The following is a 17,262-nucleotide window of genomic DNA, read 5'->3' as shown; positions in this document are numbered from 1 at the left end:
TTTAAGTTCCTAAAACAACGCGTCAGTATGGGTGTATAAAGTAGCAAACCTAGAAAAGCTTGATATTCGTGTCATGTGAGCTTATAAATGCCAAAGTACATCATCCCCGTCGCGCTATGAATCACAAGGTCGTAATATATGTGAAAGAATTTTGTCCTTACTGTAGCAGGGCGAAGGAGTTGCTCGACAGAAAAGGTGTCTTGTACACGGTAGTGGACATTACCAATGATCCGGATCTAGCCGTAGTTATGATGGAAAGATCAGGTGGGAGGAAGACTGTTCCCCAAGTTTTCATTAATGACGTGTGTGTAGGTGGCTTTGATGATCTCAACAGCCTAAACGAGAGTGGCAAGCTCAATGAGCTCTTATTTTTGAACAATCAGTAAAGGTGTTTTATTCTTCTTCTGGCTCAGAAAAGGCAACATCTGTTGCCGCGTTTATTAGTTCGCGTTACGGAATAAAGTGCATTGACGCTCCAGAGGCAGTAGACCCATCGATGATTCTCGCTTTAGGCGGAGATGGATTCATGCTTGATACTCTGCATAGCACAATAGAAACCCAGATACCTGTTTATGGGATAAATTGCGGGAATGTTGGCTTTTTACTGAACAAATTTCATCCAAACCACTTACTCGAAGATATAGAAAGCGCAGGCACCCATATCCTACCCATTCTAAATGCTGAGCTTTTCGATGGAAAGGGCAGTAGGATGGTAAATGCGATAAATGATTGTTATTTCCTTAGAAGCCACACAAAAGCAGCAAAGCTCGGGATAACGGTGGACGGAGAAATCCTTACCGAGAGTTTTGTCGGGGACGGGCTGATCATCTCAACTCCCACAGGAAGTACAGCTTATAATTCAGCTATAGGTGGAGCAGTGTTATCACTCAGCTCAAATTGCATAATCCTAACAGGAATTAATGCATTTACACCAAAAGGATTTAAGAGTCTTGTCCTACCAAGAGATAGTATAATAGAAATCAAAATCCACCACCATGATAGAAGGCCTGTGATTGCTGCAGCGGACGCACAAGTCTTTTTAGGAGTAGAAAGAGCAAGAATATCCATAGATAAAAAGAAGACTGTTTCCGTGTTGTTTGCAGCCAGCGAGAGTCTCCATAAAAAAATTATGATGGCCCAATTCCGTTGATGAAAGCGATCGGTGTCACGGGAAGGATGGCTTCGGGCAAAACGTATTTTTCCTCTATTTTATCCCGTTCACTGCGCTGTAAAGTATTTGATGCAGATAAAGTCGTCCATTCCCTTTACAGAGAAAATGTCACATTGATAAGAGCAATAAATGATATTCTTGGATGTAGAAATGCTCAAAGAGAAATAAATCGGAGACAGCTTCTTTCTTGCATTATTGAGCGACCCAATCTACTAGAGAAGATTGAAAAGATTGTTCATCCAATAGTTAAAGAAAAAACGGATGCGTTCATTAAGCTATGTAGAAGGAGAAGGATGAGTACAATTATCTTGGACATTCCACTCTTGTTCAGGATCGGCGCAGAAAAACTTTGCGATAGCATCTTCTTTCTCCAAACAAGTGACAGCGCTAGATCGAACCGCCTAAAACGGCGGTGTCATTACTCAGCAAAACTAGATGCACTAGGTAAGGTGAAATTCCAACAACGGAACAAATATAGTAGAAAAGTTATTGTAATTTCATCTGGTCTAGCAAAATGTGAACTCTACAAGTACACTCAATTCGTGCAGACGAAAGGGAGAGCAACCTCGTTAGAACAATAATGCTCTTGAGTTTTCGTACGGAAGTTCAGAGAACCTGTTTTCGAGCCAAAATAACAGCGGGAGAACTTTTTCTGAGCAAGTGTGTTGTTTTACACGCGTGAAAATCCATGTTAGAATCACCCCTTCCCCTTTTACGCAAACGCTTCCTAACGTAGTAAGTCTCTAAAGGAGCGCTCTTCTCAATGGATAGACATTTCTCAAAGATTTCTACGAATATAGGAGAAATCCGTCGGTGGTGCCACAGCAGAATTAGTGGAAAGTTGTTGTACCTCTCGGCAGACATAAGGAACGCTAGATTTAAACTTGCCCCGGTAGATGTAAACATCTTTCCAGCTGGATTCCACTTACTCAATAAGGAAAACCAGACACTCGCAACAAGGTTGATTAGTGAACGCTATACAGGAAAGACAATTTTACTAATCATAGAGACACATACCAGAAATACTCACTATTTAAGCAACGTTCACACACTGAAAAAATTATTTGAAGATGCAAAAAATACCGTTATTCTAGGAAATCCTAGCGACCAGAAAATAGAAAATATAAATACAGAAACTTTTCATATAAAGGATAAAAGAATCATCACGGAAAGTGGCACGACTCCGGATTTAATAGTACTAAACAACGACATGATCTCACTCGACCCTTCTGTCCTCCTAGAAGTAACCCAACCGTGCCTCCCTTCCCCATTACTAGGTTGGTGGAAAAGGACAAAAACTCAGTATTTCCCATACTATGAAAAAACGGTAGAGGAATTCTCCAATACTTTTGAGTTAGATCCGTGGTTATTCTATGCTTATTCAGAAGCTTGTGACAATATTAACTTTGACACTCAAGAAAGTCTCGCAAGGCTTGCAGATGTTGTAGATGGAATAATTCAAAAGATCCAGAAAAACTACAAGCAGTATGGAATATCGTCAAAACCGTTTGTTTTTATCAAAGCAAACAGCGGTAGTTATGGTATGGGGATCCTCACTGCAAGCAGTGGAAAAGAAATTCTCTCTATGAACAGAAAAGAGCGTAAAAAATTAGGAACCACTAAAGGTAATACTGCAATTACAAGTGTTATAGTCCAGGAAGGCATAGAAACGGAAGAATATTATCTAAACTACCCTGCAGAGACCCTTATGTACTCGGTTCTAGGGAAAAAAATTGCATTCGCAACACGCTATAATACGAAACATGATGCGCGACAAAACCTAAACAGCTCTGGAATGCATTTTTCTGGCCACACGCCTATGAAAGCAAGTCAAGTGCAACTAGAAATTGTAAGTGATCTTATCATTATCGCAGCAGAAAAGGAGGCCCAATCCATAGACGATAAAAACGTCGCCGCACTACCGCATCAAGCTGGTTAATTTCATCTGAAATTGCTCGATGTGGAAAAAGAATAACGGACCGCTATTAGTACCCATACCGACCTGTTACGGAAGACCATATAACACTACTTCTCGGGATTATCATTTACTGACTGCAGCACTTGTATTCATTGAGGAACTTTTCTTTGCGCGTAGCAATATCACTTAAAAGAAGAGGAAGATTCGTACCAATAAATCCAAATAACTTATTCAGACGCTCCAACTCCAACGCAGTAAAACGTGACAAAACATGTTCAGCCGGGTCACCAACACCTCTTCCAACACCGAAGCGAAACCTCCAATAATCTCTACCCAAGTTAAAATCAAGAGATTTCAGTCCATTATGACCTCCAGAGCCTCCACCCCTTTTTATCTTCACTTTGGCAAAATCAAGATCTATATCATCATGAAAGACAATTACATTCTCCAGCTCAACTTTATAAAAGTTGACCAGCTGTACGAGCGGCCTACCTGAATTATTCATAAAGGCTACTGGCTTGAATAAGTACAAAAGAAAGGAAGAGACCCGTCCCGAAGACAAGAGCCCTGAAAATTTCGGAAGAAACTCCGGAAAAGAAAAGGTATACCTAACGTAATCAATAAGCATGAACCCAAGGTTATGCCGCGTCTGCGCATACCGCAGTCCCGGGTTACCCAAGCCACACAGAACAAACGTGCGAAACTCGGACATTACGCGGTAGCAGCCACAGTACCAGCCTTAACTTTCTTACCTACAACCGTCGCAACAACCGAATTTGCATCTCTCGCAAGTGGCACAACTCCATCAGGAAAAACTAGATCAGAGAACTTGATTGAGTCACCTACCTTAGCGTTTTCTATATCTACAGGAATACTCTTAGGAAGATTCGCTGCCGTACACCTGACAAGAACTGTCCGCTTGACTATATTGAGCATTGCACCAAGCCTTATTGCCTCGGACTTTCCAGAGTTTACAAAATTGAGCGGAACTTGAAACTTCGAAGCATGTTCACCAGCGAAAACAAAATCCAAGTGCAGCACAACAGAAGAAACTGGGTGGAGCTCATATGCTTTAGGGACTACCTTATATACCTTTCCCTCGCAAGATAACTCAACAACTCCACTACCCGATAAGACTGCAAAATGCTTACTTACATCTCTAACGGAAATGGCAACGTTTATATTTTCTCGCTCTTTACCATAGATAACAGCCGGCACAAACCCAGACCTGCGCAAAACATTCGCGCTATTTCTCCCGAAACTAGTTCTAGGAATACACTCAATCGAAACAACCATTCTTACCTAAGCAAACATCGCAGAAACACCCGATTCTAGATCGTTTTTTAAGATTATGCAAATCTCCAGCGTACGTACCGCGCGTAAGAAGCCACGTTATTGCAATACATATAGCCGTCATTATGAGTGCTGGCATAGCAGCATCTTCATATCTTTCATCCATGACAAGCTCGTATACACGAGTGGACATTGTCTCGAAATTGAAGGGTCTAACAAGTAAAGTCAATGGCAGTTCTTTAAACGTATCAAGAAAAATAAACATGGCAGCACTCACCAAACACCCGACCAACATTGGCGAATAAACGCACACTGTGTCGATGAAACCACTTTTTCCTACAAGCCTCATCGTCCAAGGAATCTCATTGGGTATTTTTTCCATGCCAGATTTTATGCTGTTAGAACCTAGGGCAAGAAACCGAAAGACGTATGCATAAACCAACGCTGTAAAGGTCCCAATAGTAAAAAGGTGTAATCCTGGTAGTGGTATATATGATAGAAATGACGAACCGCTAGCAAAAAAGTTTATTATGCCCATTCCTACAACTAGTCCAGGAACCGAGTATCCCAAATTAGACAGCTGAAAGGCTGTTGCCCCTATCTTTTTCTTTTTCTCCATATATACGAAAAAAGACGCAACTAGAATCGTAAAGAAAGAAACTATCAAGGCAATCTGGATACTCTCAAAAGCGAGAGATAGAAGTCTATAATCTGGAACGGCACCAACACTTAAAATCATGAGCGAAACTATTGGAAAAATTAAACCAAAAAGCGGAAGTAAGAAAAGTAAAAGCGGAACGACAACGGCTTTATAGCCCTTAATGTGCCAACAAAAGCCTGCACGTGGGTCCCCCATGACATTAGAATAAACAGCACCCTGTCTTAGAAGTTTCTCAAGGAAAATTATTCCTACGACAAACAGTAGCAAAAATAGAACCAACCTCGATGCACCTATGACATCATTCAGTAGGAACCACTTCCTGTATATACCAGTTACAAATGTCTGCAGACCAAAAAATTGCATTATTCCAAAGTCCGAAACCACTTCCATCAATACGAGTGTGATTCCACCAACAATGGCTGGTCTCGCTATTGGAATCACAACCTCTAACATAGTGGAAAGAAAAGATTTTCCGCAGCTTCTTGCTATTGCTATTGCCCCGCCAATGGAAGAAATCCTAGCTAAACACAATATGTAAACATATGGGTAAAAGGCAACACTCATAACAAAAATCGCTCCGTATAAAGAGTTGATTCTCAGTAAGTGCTGCACACCAAGAACATCCCTAAAGAAACTTGAAAACTCAGAAGAAAATCCAAAGAACTGCACATAGGAAAGCGCCATTATGTAGCCTGGGACAGCGATCGGGAAAAATAACAGCATTCTTAGCAGCTCCCGACCTGGAAAGCGCAAAAACGTCACGGCACAAGCAGAACCAACTCCAAAAACAAAAGTTAAAAAGCCCACCCCAGAAAGTAGTACAAGAGTATTGAGTAGGTACTCACCAAATAACCGACAAGAAGCACAGCCAAACCCGTATGCACTGAATGATGGTAGAATCAGTGAAAGTGTAGGAGCAAAAAATAGGAGAATCAGTCCATTAAGCAGTACCTTTTGCATTATAAGCTCCGCCAAGTATACAAAGAGACAATAAAAAGTGCACACACCTCATTCAGTGTGAGGTAAGTTTCAACTTTTAGCAAAATCATTCGCGTTTATTTCAAGCAAACTTTAGCAAATAAAGCAGCCTCTAGAAAGAACAGAGGACATGCGAAGAGCAATTACAAGCAGAAACATATCTATTCAGTGATACCTCACACCACCGATACGACTCACCGTTTTTTCCACAAAAAAATCACATTATAAATTATAAATGTCATACCTACCAACAGGTATTTGATAGTGCACTATATAACCGAAGCATGTTAGAATCATGATTATTCCATAACCCTTGTCTAGAGGAGAATACCTCACCATGCTCACAGCCAAAACAAGGTATGCGATTGCAGCATCTATTGATATCGCATTGCACTCAAAAGGTAGAAAATACGTAAAAACCTCAGAGATTGCATCAAGACAAAAGATATCTGAGAAATTCCTTGAGTTAATTTTACCACCCCTGAAAAAACAAGGAATTTTAGAGTCTCTACTGGGTCCTGGAGGCGGCTATAGACTTGCTAAAGAGCCCGACACAATCTTTTTGATGCAAATCCTCAAAGCCGTGGCTGATACTCCTAAAATAACTCGTTGTGGTGGTGATGGGCAGCAAAGCTGTACGGGAGAAGCAAAAAAATGCTGCACCCATAATCTATGGGTTGTTCTAGAGAAAAGGTTCAATAATTTTTTTGAGTCTGTGACGCTTCAGGACATCATATCAGACGATGTTCTAAGACAAGAAAAGAACATGCACAATGGATCAATATTGGAATCCCATCAAGAAGACATCATATACATGGATAATAATGCCACAGCCACTCCTTTCCGGTATGCAGTAGAGAAAGCATGTATCCTCTTAAAATTGCCATATAATGCATCCTCAATTCACAGACGGGGACAAGCAGCCAGAGAAGTTATTGAAGAAGCCCGTAGACTGATAAAGAAAAATCTCATCCTCGAAGAAAACTATGAACTTGTATTCACTGCTTCTGGAACAGAAGCAAATAATATGCTTTTCCATAATGCAAGCGATTACCACCATATAGTTTGCAGTACAGACCACAGTTCGACGCTTAAAGTTGCCAATAACCCTATTAAAGTCGATGTTGATGAAAATGGTATTATCAAACTTGAAAGTCTAAAAAGAGCCCTATTGGAAAACCATGGTCAAAAATTAGTGTCGCTGTGTCTAGCAAATAGCGAAACTGGAGTTATACAACCCCTAGACCTCATAATGGAAATTGCAAAAAAGCATGGGGCATTGGTACATACGGACGCTACACAAGCCATTTCCAGAATTTATTGTAGACTTAATGAGACACAACCAGATTTCATTACCTTTTCTGCACACAAAATGGGAGGCATTATTGGTGCCGGGTGCCTTGTTTACAGGAAATATCTTTCGAAAGAACTGAAACCACTCATCCTAGGAGGAGGACAAGAAAGAAACCTCAGAAGCGGAACAGAAAATCTCGCTGCGATAGCTGCATTTGGAAATGCATCAACGTTTATTAATACCTCTATAAAAAATATGAAAAATATAAGATCTTTGAGAGATTACATGGAGGATGAGATATCAAAACGCATGAAGTCGGCTGTCATAGTGGGCCAGAAAGCTCAAAGACTTCCGAACACAAGTTGCATCATCATCCCAGAAATTGACGGGACAACTCAATTAATGCATTTCGATATGCATGGAATATGCGTCAGCAATGGATCAGCATGTTCATCCGGACAGCCGGAAGCATCTCATGTGCTGCTCGCAATGGGCTTTGACAATAATATGGCTAAGTCAGCAATTAGAATAAGCTTAGGGATTTCAAATACAAAAGAAGAAGTGAAAAAGCTTGTATCAACATGGGAGATATTGTACAACATTAGGGCGTAAAACGATTATTACATAGTTTTAATTAGGAAAATGAAAAATGAAGTTGCCAGTATTCCTTGATAATCAATCCACAACAAAACCTGATCCAGAAGTCATTGAGGCAATGGTCAGTCTCTTTGATCGTCCTTGCAATCCACATTCGAGAACACATTCATATGGATGGCATGCCGAAGCTGCTGTGGAAAATGCACGTGAAAAAATTGCACACCTTATTGGTGCTTCTTCTAAAGACATCGTTTTTACATCTGGTGCAACAGAATCAAATAATTTAGCTATCAAGGGGGTGGCTAATTTTTATCGTTCAAATGAAAAAAATCACATAATTACCCTCTCTACAGAGCATAAATGCGTCCTGGACAGTTGCAGAAACTTAGAAACAAGTGGAATCGAAGTAACTTACCTTCCAGTTGAGAAAAACGGCATCGTAAATTTGGACGTACTCAAAAAAGCCATAAAACCATCAACTATGATGGTGTCTATAATGGCTGCAAATAACGAAATAGGTGTCTTGCAACCGCTCAAAGAGATCGGGCAAATATGTAGGGAAGCGGAGATAATCTTTCACACAGATGCAGCGCAAGCCTTTGGTAAAATCCAGCTCGATGTGGAAGAAATGCAGATCTCCCTTATGAGCATTTCTGGTCATAAGATATACGGCCCAATGGGCATTGGAGCACTTTATATTCGCAGAAAAAACCCTAGGATAAGGGTGACACCGCTGTTCAGTGGAGGTGGTCAAGAGAGAGGTATTCGCTCCGGTACACTTCCTACTCCTTTGATTGTTGGTTTCGGAAAAGCAGCAGAAATTGCAGCAAGGGTCATGGAGGAAGAAAACAAGAGAGTGAAGTTTTTAGCAAATAAACTGTATGAAATAATCAAGGCAGGAATACCAGATATCGTTCTGAACGGAGATCTCTCAAGAAGGCTACCTGGCAACCTTAATATCAGTTTCCCTTATGTTGAGGGGGAATCAATAATCATGGCGATCCCAGAGATATCTGTTAGCTCCGGATCTGCGTGCACATCAGCATCATTAGAGCCATCCTACGTTCTGAAAGCACTTGGAGTTGCAGAAGACCTCGCCCACTCATCAATACGCTTTTCGGTTGGTAGGTACAACACAGAGGAAGAAATAATCATGGCTGGTGAGTTGCTTGTGAAACAAGTCATTCGCCTGCGTGAGATGAGCCCTCTATGGGAAATGGCCCAAGAAGGGATAGATCTTAACTCAATAAAATGGGATACGAGCTAGGCAAACGGTTTACAAAATAGGTAATATTGATATTTAGTTTAGGAGGAGGACGTTTATGGCTTATAGTGATTCCGTATTAAATCATTACAACAATCCAAGAAATGTTGGTACAATTGACAAGAACAAAAAAAATGTAGGAACCGGCTTAGTGGGTGCTCCAGCCTGCGGGGATGTAATGAGATTACAGATCGAAGTTGATAATAACGGTTGCATTGTAGACGCAAAGTTCAAAACCTTTGGTTGTGGTTCAGCGATAGCATCAAGCTCCTTAGCAACAGAGTACCTGATCGGGAAAAGCATCGAGGAAGCCGAAAAAATCAAGAATACTGAGATCGCATCTACTTTGTGTCTCCCACCGATAAAAATGCACTGCTCAATGCTGGCAGAGGATGCAATCAAAGCTGCTATCAAAGATTTTAGAGAGAAACAGGTGACTTCTAGCACTGAGGAGGCAGGTAACGAAAATACAGAGAACAAAAGCTAAAGCAAGGCTCCTCATATCTAGATTCAGATGAACTTAAATGGACCACCCATCGCAGTGAGCGCTTTGGCATTTCAGAAGTTTGTTGAACTGATCGATGAAAGAAAAAGAAAGGGCAAGCCAACCCTTGGTATAAGGATAAAATTACTTTCCAAAGGATGCGGTGGAAATGAATACGGTATGGAGTACGTTGAAGAAGCAGAACAATGTGATGAAATGCTAGAGCTAGCACAACCTCCTATGGGAAAGGTGTCATTGTTTGTTGATCCAAAAACGATGCTTAGGATTATTGGAACCAAAATAGACTATGAAGAAACAAAATTCAAAAGTGGGTTCGTTTTTAAAAATCCCAGAGAGAAAGGAAGATGTGGATGTGGTAAAAGTTTTTACTATTGAGTGAGTACAATACTAAATTGAATGAGACAGGTGCGGCACTAAAATCCACTCTAAGCAGAGTAGGCAAGGACTTTCCTTATTTGAAACGCAATTAGATCAATCGTATGAGATGCAAAAGAAAAATTATTTCAGGGTCCTAGAATTGGAAGAGAGGTTCACTTTTGACCCAGCAGATTCACTGGAGAAATCTTATCTCGCTCTGCAAAAAGAATTGAGAAGCACGTCTAATTCAGTTAAGGAAGATTCGGCTATCTACGAGAAGGTTCAATTGCTCAACAAAGCGTATCATCTTTTAAAAGACCCAGTTAATAGAGCACAACACTTACTAGAATTATCTGGTTACACTAACCTCTCCGACAAAAGCTGTCCTGGACTACTCATGCAAATCGTCGCACTAGAAGAAAAAGTGGAAAATGGCAGAACTGTAGAAGTCCTACCATTAGTAGAAAACATGTACCTCGATGCTCTACAACAAATGGAAGAAGCTTTCAATTGCAAAGATTATGACTCAGCAAGCTCGCATTGTATGGGACTCAAATATTTAGAAAAATTAAAACAAAGGATCTATGCAAGTGATAACAATCAATGAGCCAAGACAAAAACTTGATCGTGAAGTCATCATAGGTATAGACTTTGGAACGACCAATTCTCTTGTTTGTATATTCGACGGTAGCAAATGCGTTGTTATTCCTCAAGAGGGTGGCGACGTCCTTCTTCCATCTGTTATTGGTGTGAAAGACAAGGACATCATTATTGGAAAGGAAGCAAAGAAATGTAGGGGTCACATTCTATCGATAAAGAGGATAATCGCAAAAAAAGCAGGTATACCAGGAAGCATACGAAACAATCCGCAGGAGATGTGCACTCTCTCAATAGGATATGCGTCCAGAATTTTTGCATCTCTAAAAAGAACAGCTGAAAAATATCTTGGACACTGTGTGAACATGGCTGTGGTCACAGTTCCGGCATATTTTGATAACGCTTCCCGCACGGCAATTAAGGATGCGGCAACGATTGCCGGGCTAAATGTAGTGCGTCTGTTAAGTGAACCAACTGCAGCAGCACTTTTCTACGGAATTGACGAGAAAAAAGAAGAAGGCAGATATATCGTCTACGACTTAGGTGGTGGAACTTTTGATGTTTCAATTTTGGAATTTCACAAAGGCATTTTTAAGGTTTCCTGTACCGATGGTGATGATTACCTTGGTGGTGATAACTTTGATCAGGCACTGTTAGAACATCTCCTGAAAAAATATGCACTTGAACCCACGGATGAGGAAAAAGCTGCCCTGCTAGTGGTTTGCATAAAGATCAAGGAGGAGTTGAGTCACCAAAATAGGGTAACAAACTACCTTGACTATCGGGGACAAAACCTATGTTTTGAAATCACATTGGATGAATTTGAAAAAATAATAGAAAAGGATGTAGAGAAAACAATCAACATAGTGAAACGCGCTCTCAGAAAAAGCAGTCTCTCCGTAGGAGATATTGATGGACTCCTTCTTGTTGGTGGATCAACGATGGTACCAATGATAAGAAGCAGAGTTTCCACGTTTTTCGGGGAAGAAAAAGTCGTAACAGGAGTCAATCCAGAGACAATTGTTGCTTGCGGCGCAGCATTGATGGGAAGCTTTCTTAATGGTAAGAATCCTAAGAGGGTACTTTTATTAGACGTCCTACCGCTCTCATTAGGCATAGAGACTCTTGATGGTACGATGGAAAAAATCATCATGAAAGATACCCCAGTTCCAGTCAAACAGTCACAAGTACTAACCAACGCAGTTGATGGTCAAACTTCTTTTAAGATACATGTCTTACAAGGAGAAAGAGAATTCGCTCGTGATAATAGGTACTTAGCAGAGTTCACACTTAACAACCTACCCCCGCTCCCAATGGGTAAAGCGAGAATAGAGATTACCTTTAGCGTAGATGAAGACGGTATATTGAAGGTAAGTGCGACCGAATTGCTCACAAGAAAGACACAAGCAATTGAAATAAACCCGCACTATGGCCTAAAAAGAGAAACTGTGCAGAAGATGGTAGAAGATTCCCTAACTAGCCTCGCAGAAGACATAAAGAGAAGGTCAGTAACAGATGCACAGAGACATGCCGAGCGTGTTTTACAGGTTCTAAGGAAAGCATTAGCCGAGCACGAACCCTTACTCGTCAGCAACGAAAAAGAAACAATTGATGAACATATGCAACTTATAGCAAGAAGCATACAAAAATGTGATAGCATCGAAATTAGAAAAGCAACTGAGGGACTAGAACGAGTTGCAGAACCGTTCCTGAAGCGAAGACTAGACTTTCTTTTTAAGAAAATGGAAATAGACCTGAATAAAACCTGATATGTCGAAGGAGCTAAAAATAACTTTCATTGAACCAGATGGAAAAGAGCGTCATTGCACTGCTCACGAAGGAGAAACCATTCTCACGGTGGCACATAAAAACGGTATTGACTTAGAAGGTGCATGTGAAGGTTCTCTTGCGTGTTCTACTTGTCACGTGATAGTTGAATCACAATGGTTTGACAAGCTGCCTCCTATCTCTGCCGATGAAGATGACATGCTAGACCTTGCATTTGGACTTTCTGCTACGTCAAGGTTAGGTTGCCAAGTTGTGATGCGTGAGTCCATAGATGGGATCAAAGTAAGGCTCCCAAGCGCAACAAGAAACATAAAGTAAGAGTTTATTTACCGAAACATGGATAAGGCGCGCTTTTTTCTCTACTGCTGCTTATTTGTTGTACTTTTGGCTTTTTGTGTCACGGGATATTGGTTCTATAAGACACAGTCTCTCAAGAATAATATTGTTTCCACACTAGGCAGTTTCTCACTTTTTGAATATTCAGGCTACCAACTTGAAGGATTTTTCGAGTACAGATCCAGAGTTTCCTTCACAAAGCCGATTCTCAAAATAGATAACCTGAACAAACCGCTGCTTGTGCGGTTCGATAAGCTTATCTTCACCAGTGCCCCTTGGAAGAATGAGATAAAAGTAAATAATCCAACTGCAACAGTTGTTATTTCTGCGGTCGATGGACAGTTTCACTGTAAGAACATCGATGAAGCATCTATATCAAGTATGCCAGCTGGGCAAAATGGTCTTGCCATTTCAATTAGGAAAGACAACCTAGAGTGTTATCTACAGAACAAAAACACTGAAAGTGATACGATGCTCTTCGACATTGCTTTTAGGATGAGCTATTCACAGAAAAACTCACTAGAAAGTACCATTGACCTCACCCTCAGCCTCGGTGAAGGTACAAAAAAAATCGAAACCGACATAACACTAGTAAATTTATCTGAGAGACCTCCTACTTATACGTTAGATGTGAAAAAGCTTGATATATCAACACCGGAACACAGGTGTAACATAAGTGGAAAAATGGCACTTTCACCAGGTTACGTATCCATTGCCAAAGGTAAAATATGCCTAGCAGTACAGGGTGCAAGTTATTTACTGTCATCGATTGAGAAAAGCCTGGACAGCGGCCTCACAGCACAAAAAGTACATGGATTTCTTGTGAAGGTGCGTCACTTTGTAGATAAGAGCCATGATACACTACACATATGCATGCAAGACAAAAATGAAGAGTTGGTAATTGGTACCGAACAAAATATGATTCCCCTATTAAAAATGTTCTGAAATTGCCCTCTTTTCCCACATTATAATTGATTCTTTCATCCTTTCATTGTAAAATCTCGGTCAGTTGATCTCGTAGCTCAGTAGGCAGAGCATTTGACTTTTAATCAAAGGGTCGTGCGTTCGAATCGCACCGAGATCACGGGTTTTTAGAGTTTCTTAGGAGCATTTTTTTGGATCCTGTGTTCGCGGTGCTACTTTTGGTTGAGAGTCACATTTGGGACGTGTCGTGTTAACCGTAACTCTTTTGTCATCTTCTTTCAGCCTATCCTCTGGTAAGACCGTTGGATCTGTAATATCTGATTTTGATGCTGAGATTTTTTCTAAGACAATTGCAGCTTCGGTAAATGGGGTTAGTGTTGATCTCTCTTACCGTCTCGACTGTGATGCAAATATAGAACCCATTCTCCTCGAAAGCGAAGCGGGAATTGAGATACTAAGACATGATTGTGCTCATGTCATGGCACAAGCAGTACAGGAACTATACCCAGAAACGAAATTAGGAATAGGACCAGTCATTGATGATGGTTTTTATTATGACTTTTCTACTCCCATCGCTTTCTCCGACAGTGATTTCGAAAAAATAGAAGAGAAGATTAGAGAAATCATTCAGAGGAACTACCGGATAATACGTGAAGAATGGAGCAGAGACGATGCAGTTTCGTTTTTCCAAAAAAAGGGCGAAAAGTATAAGGTTGAACTTATCAGTAGGATTCCGCCTGAAGAAAAGATTTCTATATACAAGCAGGGTGATTTTATTGACTTGTGCCGTGGTCCGCATGCCCCTTCGACAGGTTGGTTGAAACATTTTAAATTACTGAAGGTATCGACTGCTTACTGGCTTGGTGACGCAAAAAGCGACTCTTTGCAGCGTATATATGGCACCGCATGGGCAACAAAAGACGGATTGGAAGCTTATCTTTCCTTCCTACATGAAGCAAAAAAGAGGGATCATCGTGCTATTGGCAAGACAATGGAACTTTTTCATCTACAAGAAGAAGCTCAAGGACAGGTCTTTTGGCACGAGAATGGCTTCATCCTTTACAGAGTATTGGAGAATTACATCCGTAACAAGCTCAAGACACACGGTTATCGCGAGGTAAAAACTCCACTCGTATACAACAAATGCCTGTGGGAAAGATCAGGACATTGGTCTAAGTTCAAAGAGAATATGTTCGTTATAAGATCGGATGATGGTGAATTTTCACTAAAACCGATGAACTGTCCTGCACATATTGAGGTCTACAAGCAGTCTCTAAAAAGTTATAGAGATTTGCCACTGCGGCTAGCAGAATTTGGTATGTGTCACAGAAATGAAGCTTCTGGAGCACTGCATGGTCTAATGAGGGTCAGAGGTTTTGTTCAGGATGATGCACATATTTTCTGTACACCTCAGCAAATCTGTGACGAGACTATTGCGTTTTGCGGATTACTAAAAGAGGTCTACAGGGATCTTGGATTCACAGAAGTAGAGGTGCGCTTTTCAGATCGCCCAGAAGTACGTCTTGGAAATGACGAAACCTGGGATAAGGCAGAGATTGCTCTGAAATCTGCGATGGATAAAGCAGGGTTGATTTATACACTCAACCCCGGAGAAGGAGCGTTCTATGGACCAAAAATAGAGTTTGTACTGGTAGATGCACTAAAAAGAAAATGGCAATGTGGAACTTTGCAGGTAGATTTTGTGTTGCCTGAACGTCTGGATGCAACCTATATAGACCATGAAGGGAAAAAGCAGCACCCTGTAATGCTGCACAGAGCTATTTTAGGTACGTTTGAACGTTTCTTGGGTATCCTGATTGAACATTATGATGGCAAATTTCCATTGTGGCTCGCTCCCACACAGGTAGCAGTCCTCACCATTACGGAAAAGGTTGAAGAATATGCAAAGTCGCTACTGAACCATCTATCCAAAACAGGTATACGTGCTGTCTCTGACTTTAGCAATCAAAGAATTGATTACAAAATCAGATATCATACTACAAGAAGGGTCCCAATTTTGTGGATCATCGGTAGGATTGAGGAAAAAAGCAATAGCGTCACGGTACGAAGAATGGGTTCAAGTGAATCTGAAGTGAAGACAGTTGATACAGCCCTTGGGGATATATTGAGGGAGTTCAATGTTAGATAAATAAGTAGTACTAATATAAGAAGAATTTGAGGTTCAATAAATTTGAAGAATAAAGAAAAAAGTTTTACTAACCGTACTCCAAGTAGGTCTAATACAGACAAAAGAATTGTCTGGAGTTACGCAAACGCGAACAACGAAGTAAGAGTGATAGACGTGAACGATAAGTTCATGGGAGTGATGAAGATCGCGGAAGCGTTGCAGCTGGCAAAAAGCAGGAATTTAGACTTGGTGGAGGTATCCTCAGCTGTATTTCCACCGATATGTAAAATATTGGACTACGGAAAATATAAGTACGAGGCAAAGAAGGAGTCCAACCTAAAACGGAGAAAACAAAAATCCTCTACGATAAAAGAGGTTCAGTTACGCCAATCCATAGGAGCAGGCGATCTGAGTACAAAACTCAAAAAAATTAGGGAGTTTTTGCAGGAGGAAGACAAAGTAAAAGTTGTAGTGAGACTCCGTGGTAGGGAAATGACTAACAAAAACCTTGCTATTAACTTACTGAACAAGGTCGTAGAGGAAGTCGGATCTGAGGTTGGTAAATTGGAAAAAGAGATTGTACAGAATAACAATAATTTTTTTATCATCCTTGCTCCCAATGCAAAGTCGTAAGGAAAGAAAGCAGGACGTATTTACAAAATGTGCGACATGCTTTGGTATCGGTTACCTTTCTCCGTTACCTGGTACACTGGGTAGCATACTTGCATTTGTTTTTCTCCCGTTGATTATATTTTTCCCTCTCTCCATTGCGTATGTTATCCTGATCTCATCATTTTTGTTTCTGATTGGCATCTGGAGCTGTGATAAATATGAAACAACCTACTCCTTGAAGGATCCAAAGGAAGTCATAATAGATGAGCTGGTCGCACAACTAATTTTGTTTATATGTATCAGTTATGTCTTTAGGAGTAGCTTTGAGCTTTCCATCATGTTGCTTCTGTGCGTCACATCGTTTGTACTGTTCAGATTTTTCGATATCGTAAAACCCTGGCCCATAAGTTTCGTGCAAAAAAATATACATGGTGGTTTTGGAGTGATGCTTGACGATCTACTCGCAGCATTTGCTACCTTCATAATGATTTCAATTATTGCATATGTTTTGTTTTGAGAAGGGAAAGCTATACTATTCGATACGTGAAGTTGCAGAAATTATAGGACTAAAAGAGTATGTGTTGAGATACTGGGAAACTCAGTTCCCTGAGACACTTAAACCAAAAAGACAATCTGGGAAAAGACTTTACACACAAAGCGATATAAAGGCAATACAGAAAATACAAGAGCTACTTCACAAAAGAGGAATGACCATAAGAGGTGCGCGCTCAGCACTGGAAGGAGATCCCAATCAAACAGAGCTCGAAATGGCAACGGAACATCTCAGGTCGCTCAGGGATTTTCTCACAAAATTTGCAAAAGACTAGGAAGGTGCAAGT

At 40.7% G+C, this 17,262-nt stretch carries 19 protein-coding genes and 1 tRNA gene; 17 read left to right on the top strand and 3 right to left on the bottom strand.

Going from position 1 to position 17,262, the window contains the following annotated elements:
• Window positions 1-116 precede the first annotated feature (116 nt).
• The 4 genes from grxC to gshA all read left to right on the top strand — a co-directional run bounded on the left by grxC (window position 117) and on the right by gshA (window position 3,110).
• Window positions 117-386 carry a glutaredoxin 3 gene (gene grxC / locus NSE_RS01290; protein WP_011451707.1) on the top strand — a complete coding sequence of 90 codons (270 nt, stop codon included), beginning with the start codon at window positions 117-119 and terminating at the stop codon, window positions 384-386.
• 2 nt (window positions 387-388) lie between these two features.
• The gene (locus tag NSE_RS01285) at window positions 389-1,150 is read left to right on the top strand and encodes an NAD kinase (protein WP_011451706.1); all 762 of its coding nucleotides are present in this window, start codon (window positions 389-391) and stop codon (window positions 1,148-1,150) included.
• Window positions 1,150-1,752, top strand: coding sequence for a dephospho-CoA kinase (coaE, locus tag NSE_RS01280; RefSeq protein ID WP_011451705.1), 603 nt, complete (start codon window positions 1,150-1,152; stop codon window positions 1,750-1,752). The genes NSE_RS01285 and coaE overlap by 1 nt, the downstream gene beginning before the upstream one ends.
• A 182-nt stretch (window positions 1,753-1,934) precedes the next feature.
• Window positions 1,935-3,110, top strand: coding sequence for a glutamate--cysteine ligase (gshA, locus tag NSE_RS01275; RefSeq protein ID WP_011451704.1), 1,176 nt, complete (start codon window positions 1,935-1,937; stop codon window positions 3,108-3,110).
• Between the two features lie 106 nt (window positions 3,111-3,216).
• On the opposite strand, the gene pth is transcribed toward gshA, so the two are convergent.
• The 3 genes from pth to NSE_RS01260 are packed head-to-tail and all read right to left on the bottom strand — an operon-like array spanning window position 3,217 to window position 6,003.
• Complete coding sequence (pth, locus tag NSE_RS01270; RefSeq protein ID WP_011451703.1) at window positions 3,217-3,801, bottom strand: aminoacyl-tRNA hydrolase; 585 nt, start codon at window positions 3,799-3,801, stop codon at window positions 3,217-3,219.
• Window positions 3,801-4,385 carry a 50S ribosomal protein L25 gene (locus NSE_RS01265; protein WP_011451702.1) on the bottom strand — a complete coding sequence of 195 codons (585 nt, stop codon included), beginning with the start codon at window positions 4,383-4,385 and terminating at the stop codon, window positions 3,801-3,803. The genes pth and NSE_RS01265 overlap by 1 nt, the downstream gene beginning before the upstream one ends.
• Entirely contained in the window at window positions 4,369-6,003 is a 1,635-nt protein-coding gene (locus NSE_RS01260; RefSeq protein WP_011451701.1) for an ABC transporter permease, read from the bottom strand. The genes NSE_RS01265 and NSE_RS01260 overlap by 17 nt, the downstream gene beginning before the upstream one ends.
• A gap of 355 nt (window positions 6,004-6,358) precedes the next feature.
• Between NSE_RS01260 and NSE_RS01255 the strand changes: the two genes are divergently transcribed.
• The 13 genes from NSE_RS01255 to NSE_RS01195 all read left to right on the top strand — a co-directional run bounded on the left by NSE_RS01255 (window position 6,359) and on the right by NSE_RS01195 (window position 17,250).
• Complete coding sequence (locus NSE_RS01255) at window positions 6,359-7,927, top strand: aminotransferase class V-fold PLP-dependent enzyme (protein WP_041917487.1); 1,569 nt, start codon at window positions 6,359-6,361, stop codon at window positions 7,925-7,927.
• Window positions 7,928-7,964: 37 nt separating this feature from the next.
• Window positions 7,965-9,179, top strand: coding sequence for an IscS subfamily cysteine desulfurase (locus tag NSE_RS01250; protein WP_041917486.1), 1,215 nt, complete (start codon window positions 7,965-7,967; stop codon window positions 9,177-9,179).
• A gap of 55 nt (window positions 9,180-9,234) precedes the next feature.
• Complete coding sequence (gene iscU, locus NSE_RS01245) at window positions 9,235-9,663, top strand: Fe-S cluster assembly scaffold IscU (protein WP_011451698.1); 429 nt, start codon at window positions 9,235-9,237, stop codon at window positions 9,661-9,663.
• Between the two features lie 27 nt (window positions 9,664-9,690).
• Complete coding sequence (locus tag NSE_RS01240) at window positions 9,691-10,056, top strand: HesB/IscA family protein (RefSeq protein WP_011451697.1); 366 nt, start codon at window positions 9,691-9,693, stop codon at window positions 10,054-10,056.
• 109 nt (window positions 10,057-10,165) lie between these two features.
• A complete protein-coding gene (gene hscB / locus NSE_RS01235; RefSeq protein WP_011451695.1) occupies window positions 10,166-10,645 on the top strand; it encodes a Fe-S protein assembly co-chaperone HscB in 480 nt (159 codons plus the stop codon).
• On the top strand, window positions 10,623-12,404 hold the full coding sequence (locus NSE_RS01230) for an Hsp70 family protein (protein ID WP_011451694.1): 1,782 nt from the start codon (window positions 10,623-10,625) through the stop codon (window positions 12,402-12,404). Before hscB ends, NSE_RS01230 begins: the two co-directional genes overlap by 23 nt.
• A 1-nt stretch (window position 12,405) precedes the next feature.
• The gene (locus NSE_RS01225; RefSeq protein ID WP_011451693.1) at window positions 12,406-12,741 is read left to right on the top strand and encodes a ferredoxin family 2Fe-2S iron-sulfur cluster binding protein; all 336 of its coding nucleotides are present in this window, start codon (window positions 12,406-12,408) and stop codon (window positions 12,739-12,741) included.
• A gap of 18 nt (window positions 12,742-12,759) precedes the next feature.
• The gene (locus NSE_RS01220; protein ID WP_011451692.1) at window positions 12,760-13,704 is read left to right on the top strand and encodes a hypothetical protein; all 945 of its coding nucleotides are present in this window, start codon (window positions 12,760-12,762) and stop codon (window positions 13,702-13,704) included.
• 66 nt (window positions 13,705-13,770) lie between these two features.
• Window positions 13,771-13,843, top strand: a tRNA-Lys gene (locus tag NSE_RS01215).
• 87 nt (window positions 13,844-13,930) lie between these two features.
• Window positions 13,931-15,832, top strand: a complete 1,902-nt coding sequence (thrS, locus tag NSE_RS01210) for a threonine--tRNA ligase (RefSeq protein WP_410517876.1) — start codon at window positions 13,931-13,933, stop codon at window positions 15,830-15,832.
• A gap of 42 nt (window positions 15,833-15,874) precedes the next feature.
• Window positions 15,875-16,444, top strand: a complete 570-nt coding sequence (infC, locus tag NSE_RS01205; protein ID WP_011451690.1) for a translation initiation factor IF-3 — start codon at window positions 15,875-15,877, stop codon at window positions 16,442-16,444.
• The gene (locus tag NSE_RS01200) at window positions 16,431-16,940 is read left to right on the top strand and encodes a phosphatidylglycerophosphatase A family protein (protein ID WP_011451689.1); all 510 of its coding nucleotides are present in this window, start codon (window positions 16,431-16,433) and stop codon (window positions 16,938-16,940) included. Before infC ends, NSE_RS01200 begins: the two co-directional genes overlap by 14 nt.
• On the top strand, window positions 16,927-17,250 hold the full coding sequence (locus NSE_RS01195; RefSeq protein WP_041917485.1) for a MerR family transcriptional regulator: 324 nt from the start codon (window positions 16,927-16,929) through the stop codon (window positions 17,248-17,250). Before NSE_RS01200 ends, NSE_RS01195 begins: the two co-directional genes overlap by 14 nt.
• Window positions 17,251-17,262: the final 12 nt, after the last annotated feature.

This window comes from Neorickettsia sennetsu str. Miyayama (assembly GCF_000013165.1).
Taxonomy (GTDB): Bacteria; Pseudomonadota; Alphaproteobacteria; order Rickettsiales; family Anaplasmataceae; genus Neorickettsia; species Neorickettsia sennetsu.
Note: the sequence above shows the minus strand (reverse complement) of the source record. Positions and strands in the feature narration are given on the sequence as shown.

Coding starts and splice junctions, on each gene's coding strand:
- coaE (WP_011451705.1), top strand. CDS start 1,150: ATGAAAGCGATCGGTGTCACGGGAAGGATGGCTTCGGGCAAAACGTAT.
- NSE_RS01225 (WP_011451693.1), top strand. CDS start 12,406: ATGTCGAAGGAGCTAAAAATAACTTTCATTGAACCAGATGGAAAAGAG.
- iscU (WP_011451698.1), top strand. CDS start 9,235: ATGGCTTATAGTGATTCCGTATTAAATCATTACAACAATCCAAGAAAT.
- NSE_RS01265 (WP_011451702.1), bottom strand. CDS start 4,385: ATGGTTGTTTCGATTGAGTGTATTCCTAGAACTAGTTTCGGGAGAAAT.
- NSE_RS01260 (WP_011451701.1), bottom strand. CDS start 6,003: ATGCAAAAGGTACTGCTTAATGGACTGATTCTCCTATTTTTTGCTCCT.
- NSE_RS01200 (WP_011451689.1), top strand. CDS start 16,431: ATGCAAAGTCGTAAGGAAAGAAAGCAGGACGTATTTACAAAATGTGCG.
- NSE_RS01195 (WP_041917485.1), top strand. CDS start 16,927: ATGTTTTGTTTTGAGAAGGGAAAGCTATACTATTCGATACGTGAAGTT.
- NSE_RS01250 (WP_041917486.1), top strand. CDS start 7,965: ATGAAGTTGCCAGTATTCCTTGATAATCAATCCACAACAAAACCTGAT.
- gshA (WP_011451704.1), top strand. CDS start 1,935: ATGGATAGACATTTCTCAAAGATTTCTACGAATATAGGAGAAATCCGT.
- NSE_RS01220 (WP_011451692.1), top strand. CDS start 12,760: ATGGATAAGGCGCGCTTTTTTCTCTACTGCTGCTTATTTGTTGTACTT.
- grxC (WP_011451707.1), top strand. CDS start 117: ATGAATCACAAGGTCGTAATATATGTGAAAGAATTTTGTCCTTACTGT.
- pth (WP_011451703.1), bottom strand. CDS start 3,801: ATGTCCGAGTTTCGCACGTTTGTTCTGTGTGGCTTGGGTAACCCGGGA.
- hscB (WP_011451695.1), top strand. CDS start 10,166: ATGCAAAAGAAAAATTATTTCAGGGTCCTAGAATTGGAAGAGAGGTTC.
- NSE_RS01240 (WP_011451697.1), top strand. CDS start 9,691: ATGAACTTAAATGGACCACCCATCGCAGTGAGCGCTTTGGCATTTCAG.
- NSE_RS01255 (WP_041917487.1), top strand. CDS start 6,359: ATGCTCACAGCCAAAACAAGGTATGCGATTGCAGCATCTATTGATATC.
- NSE_RS01230 (WP_011451694.1), top strand. CDS start 10,623: ATGCAAGTGATAACAATCAATGAGCCAAGACAAAAACTTGATCGTGAA.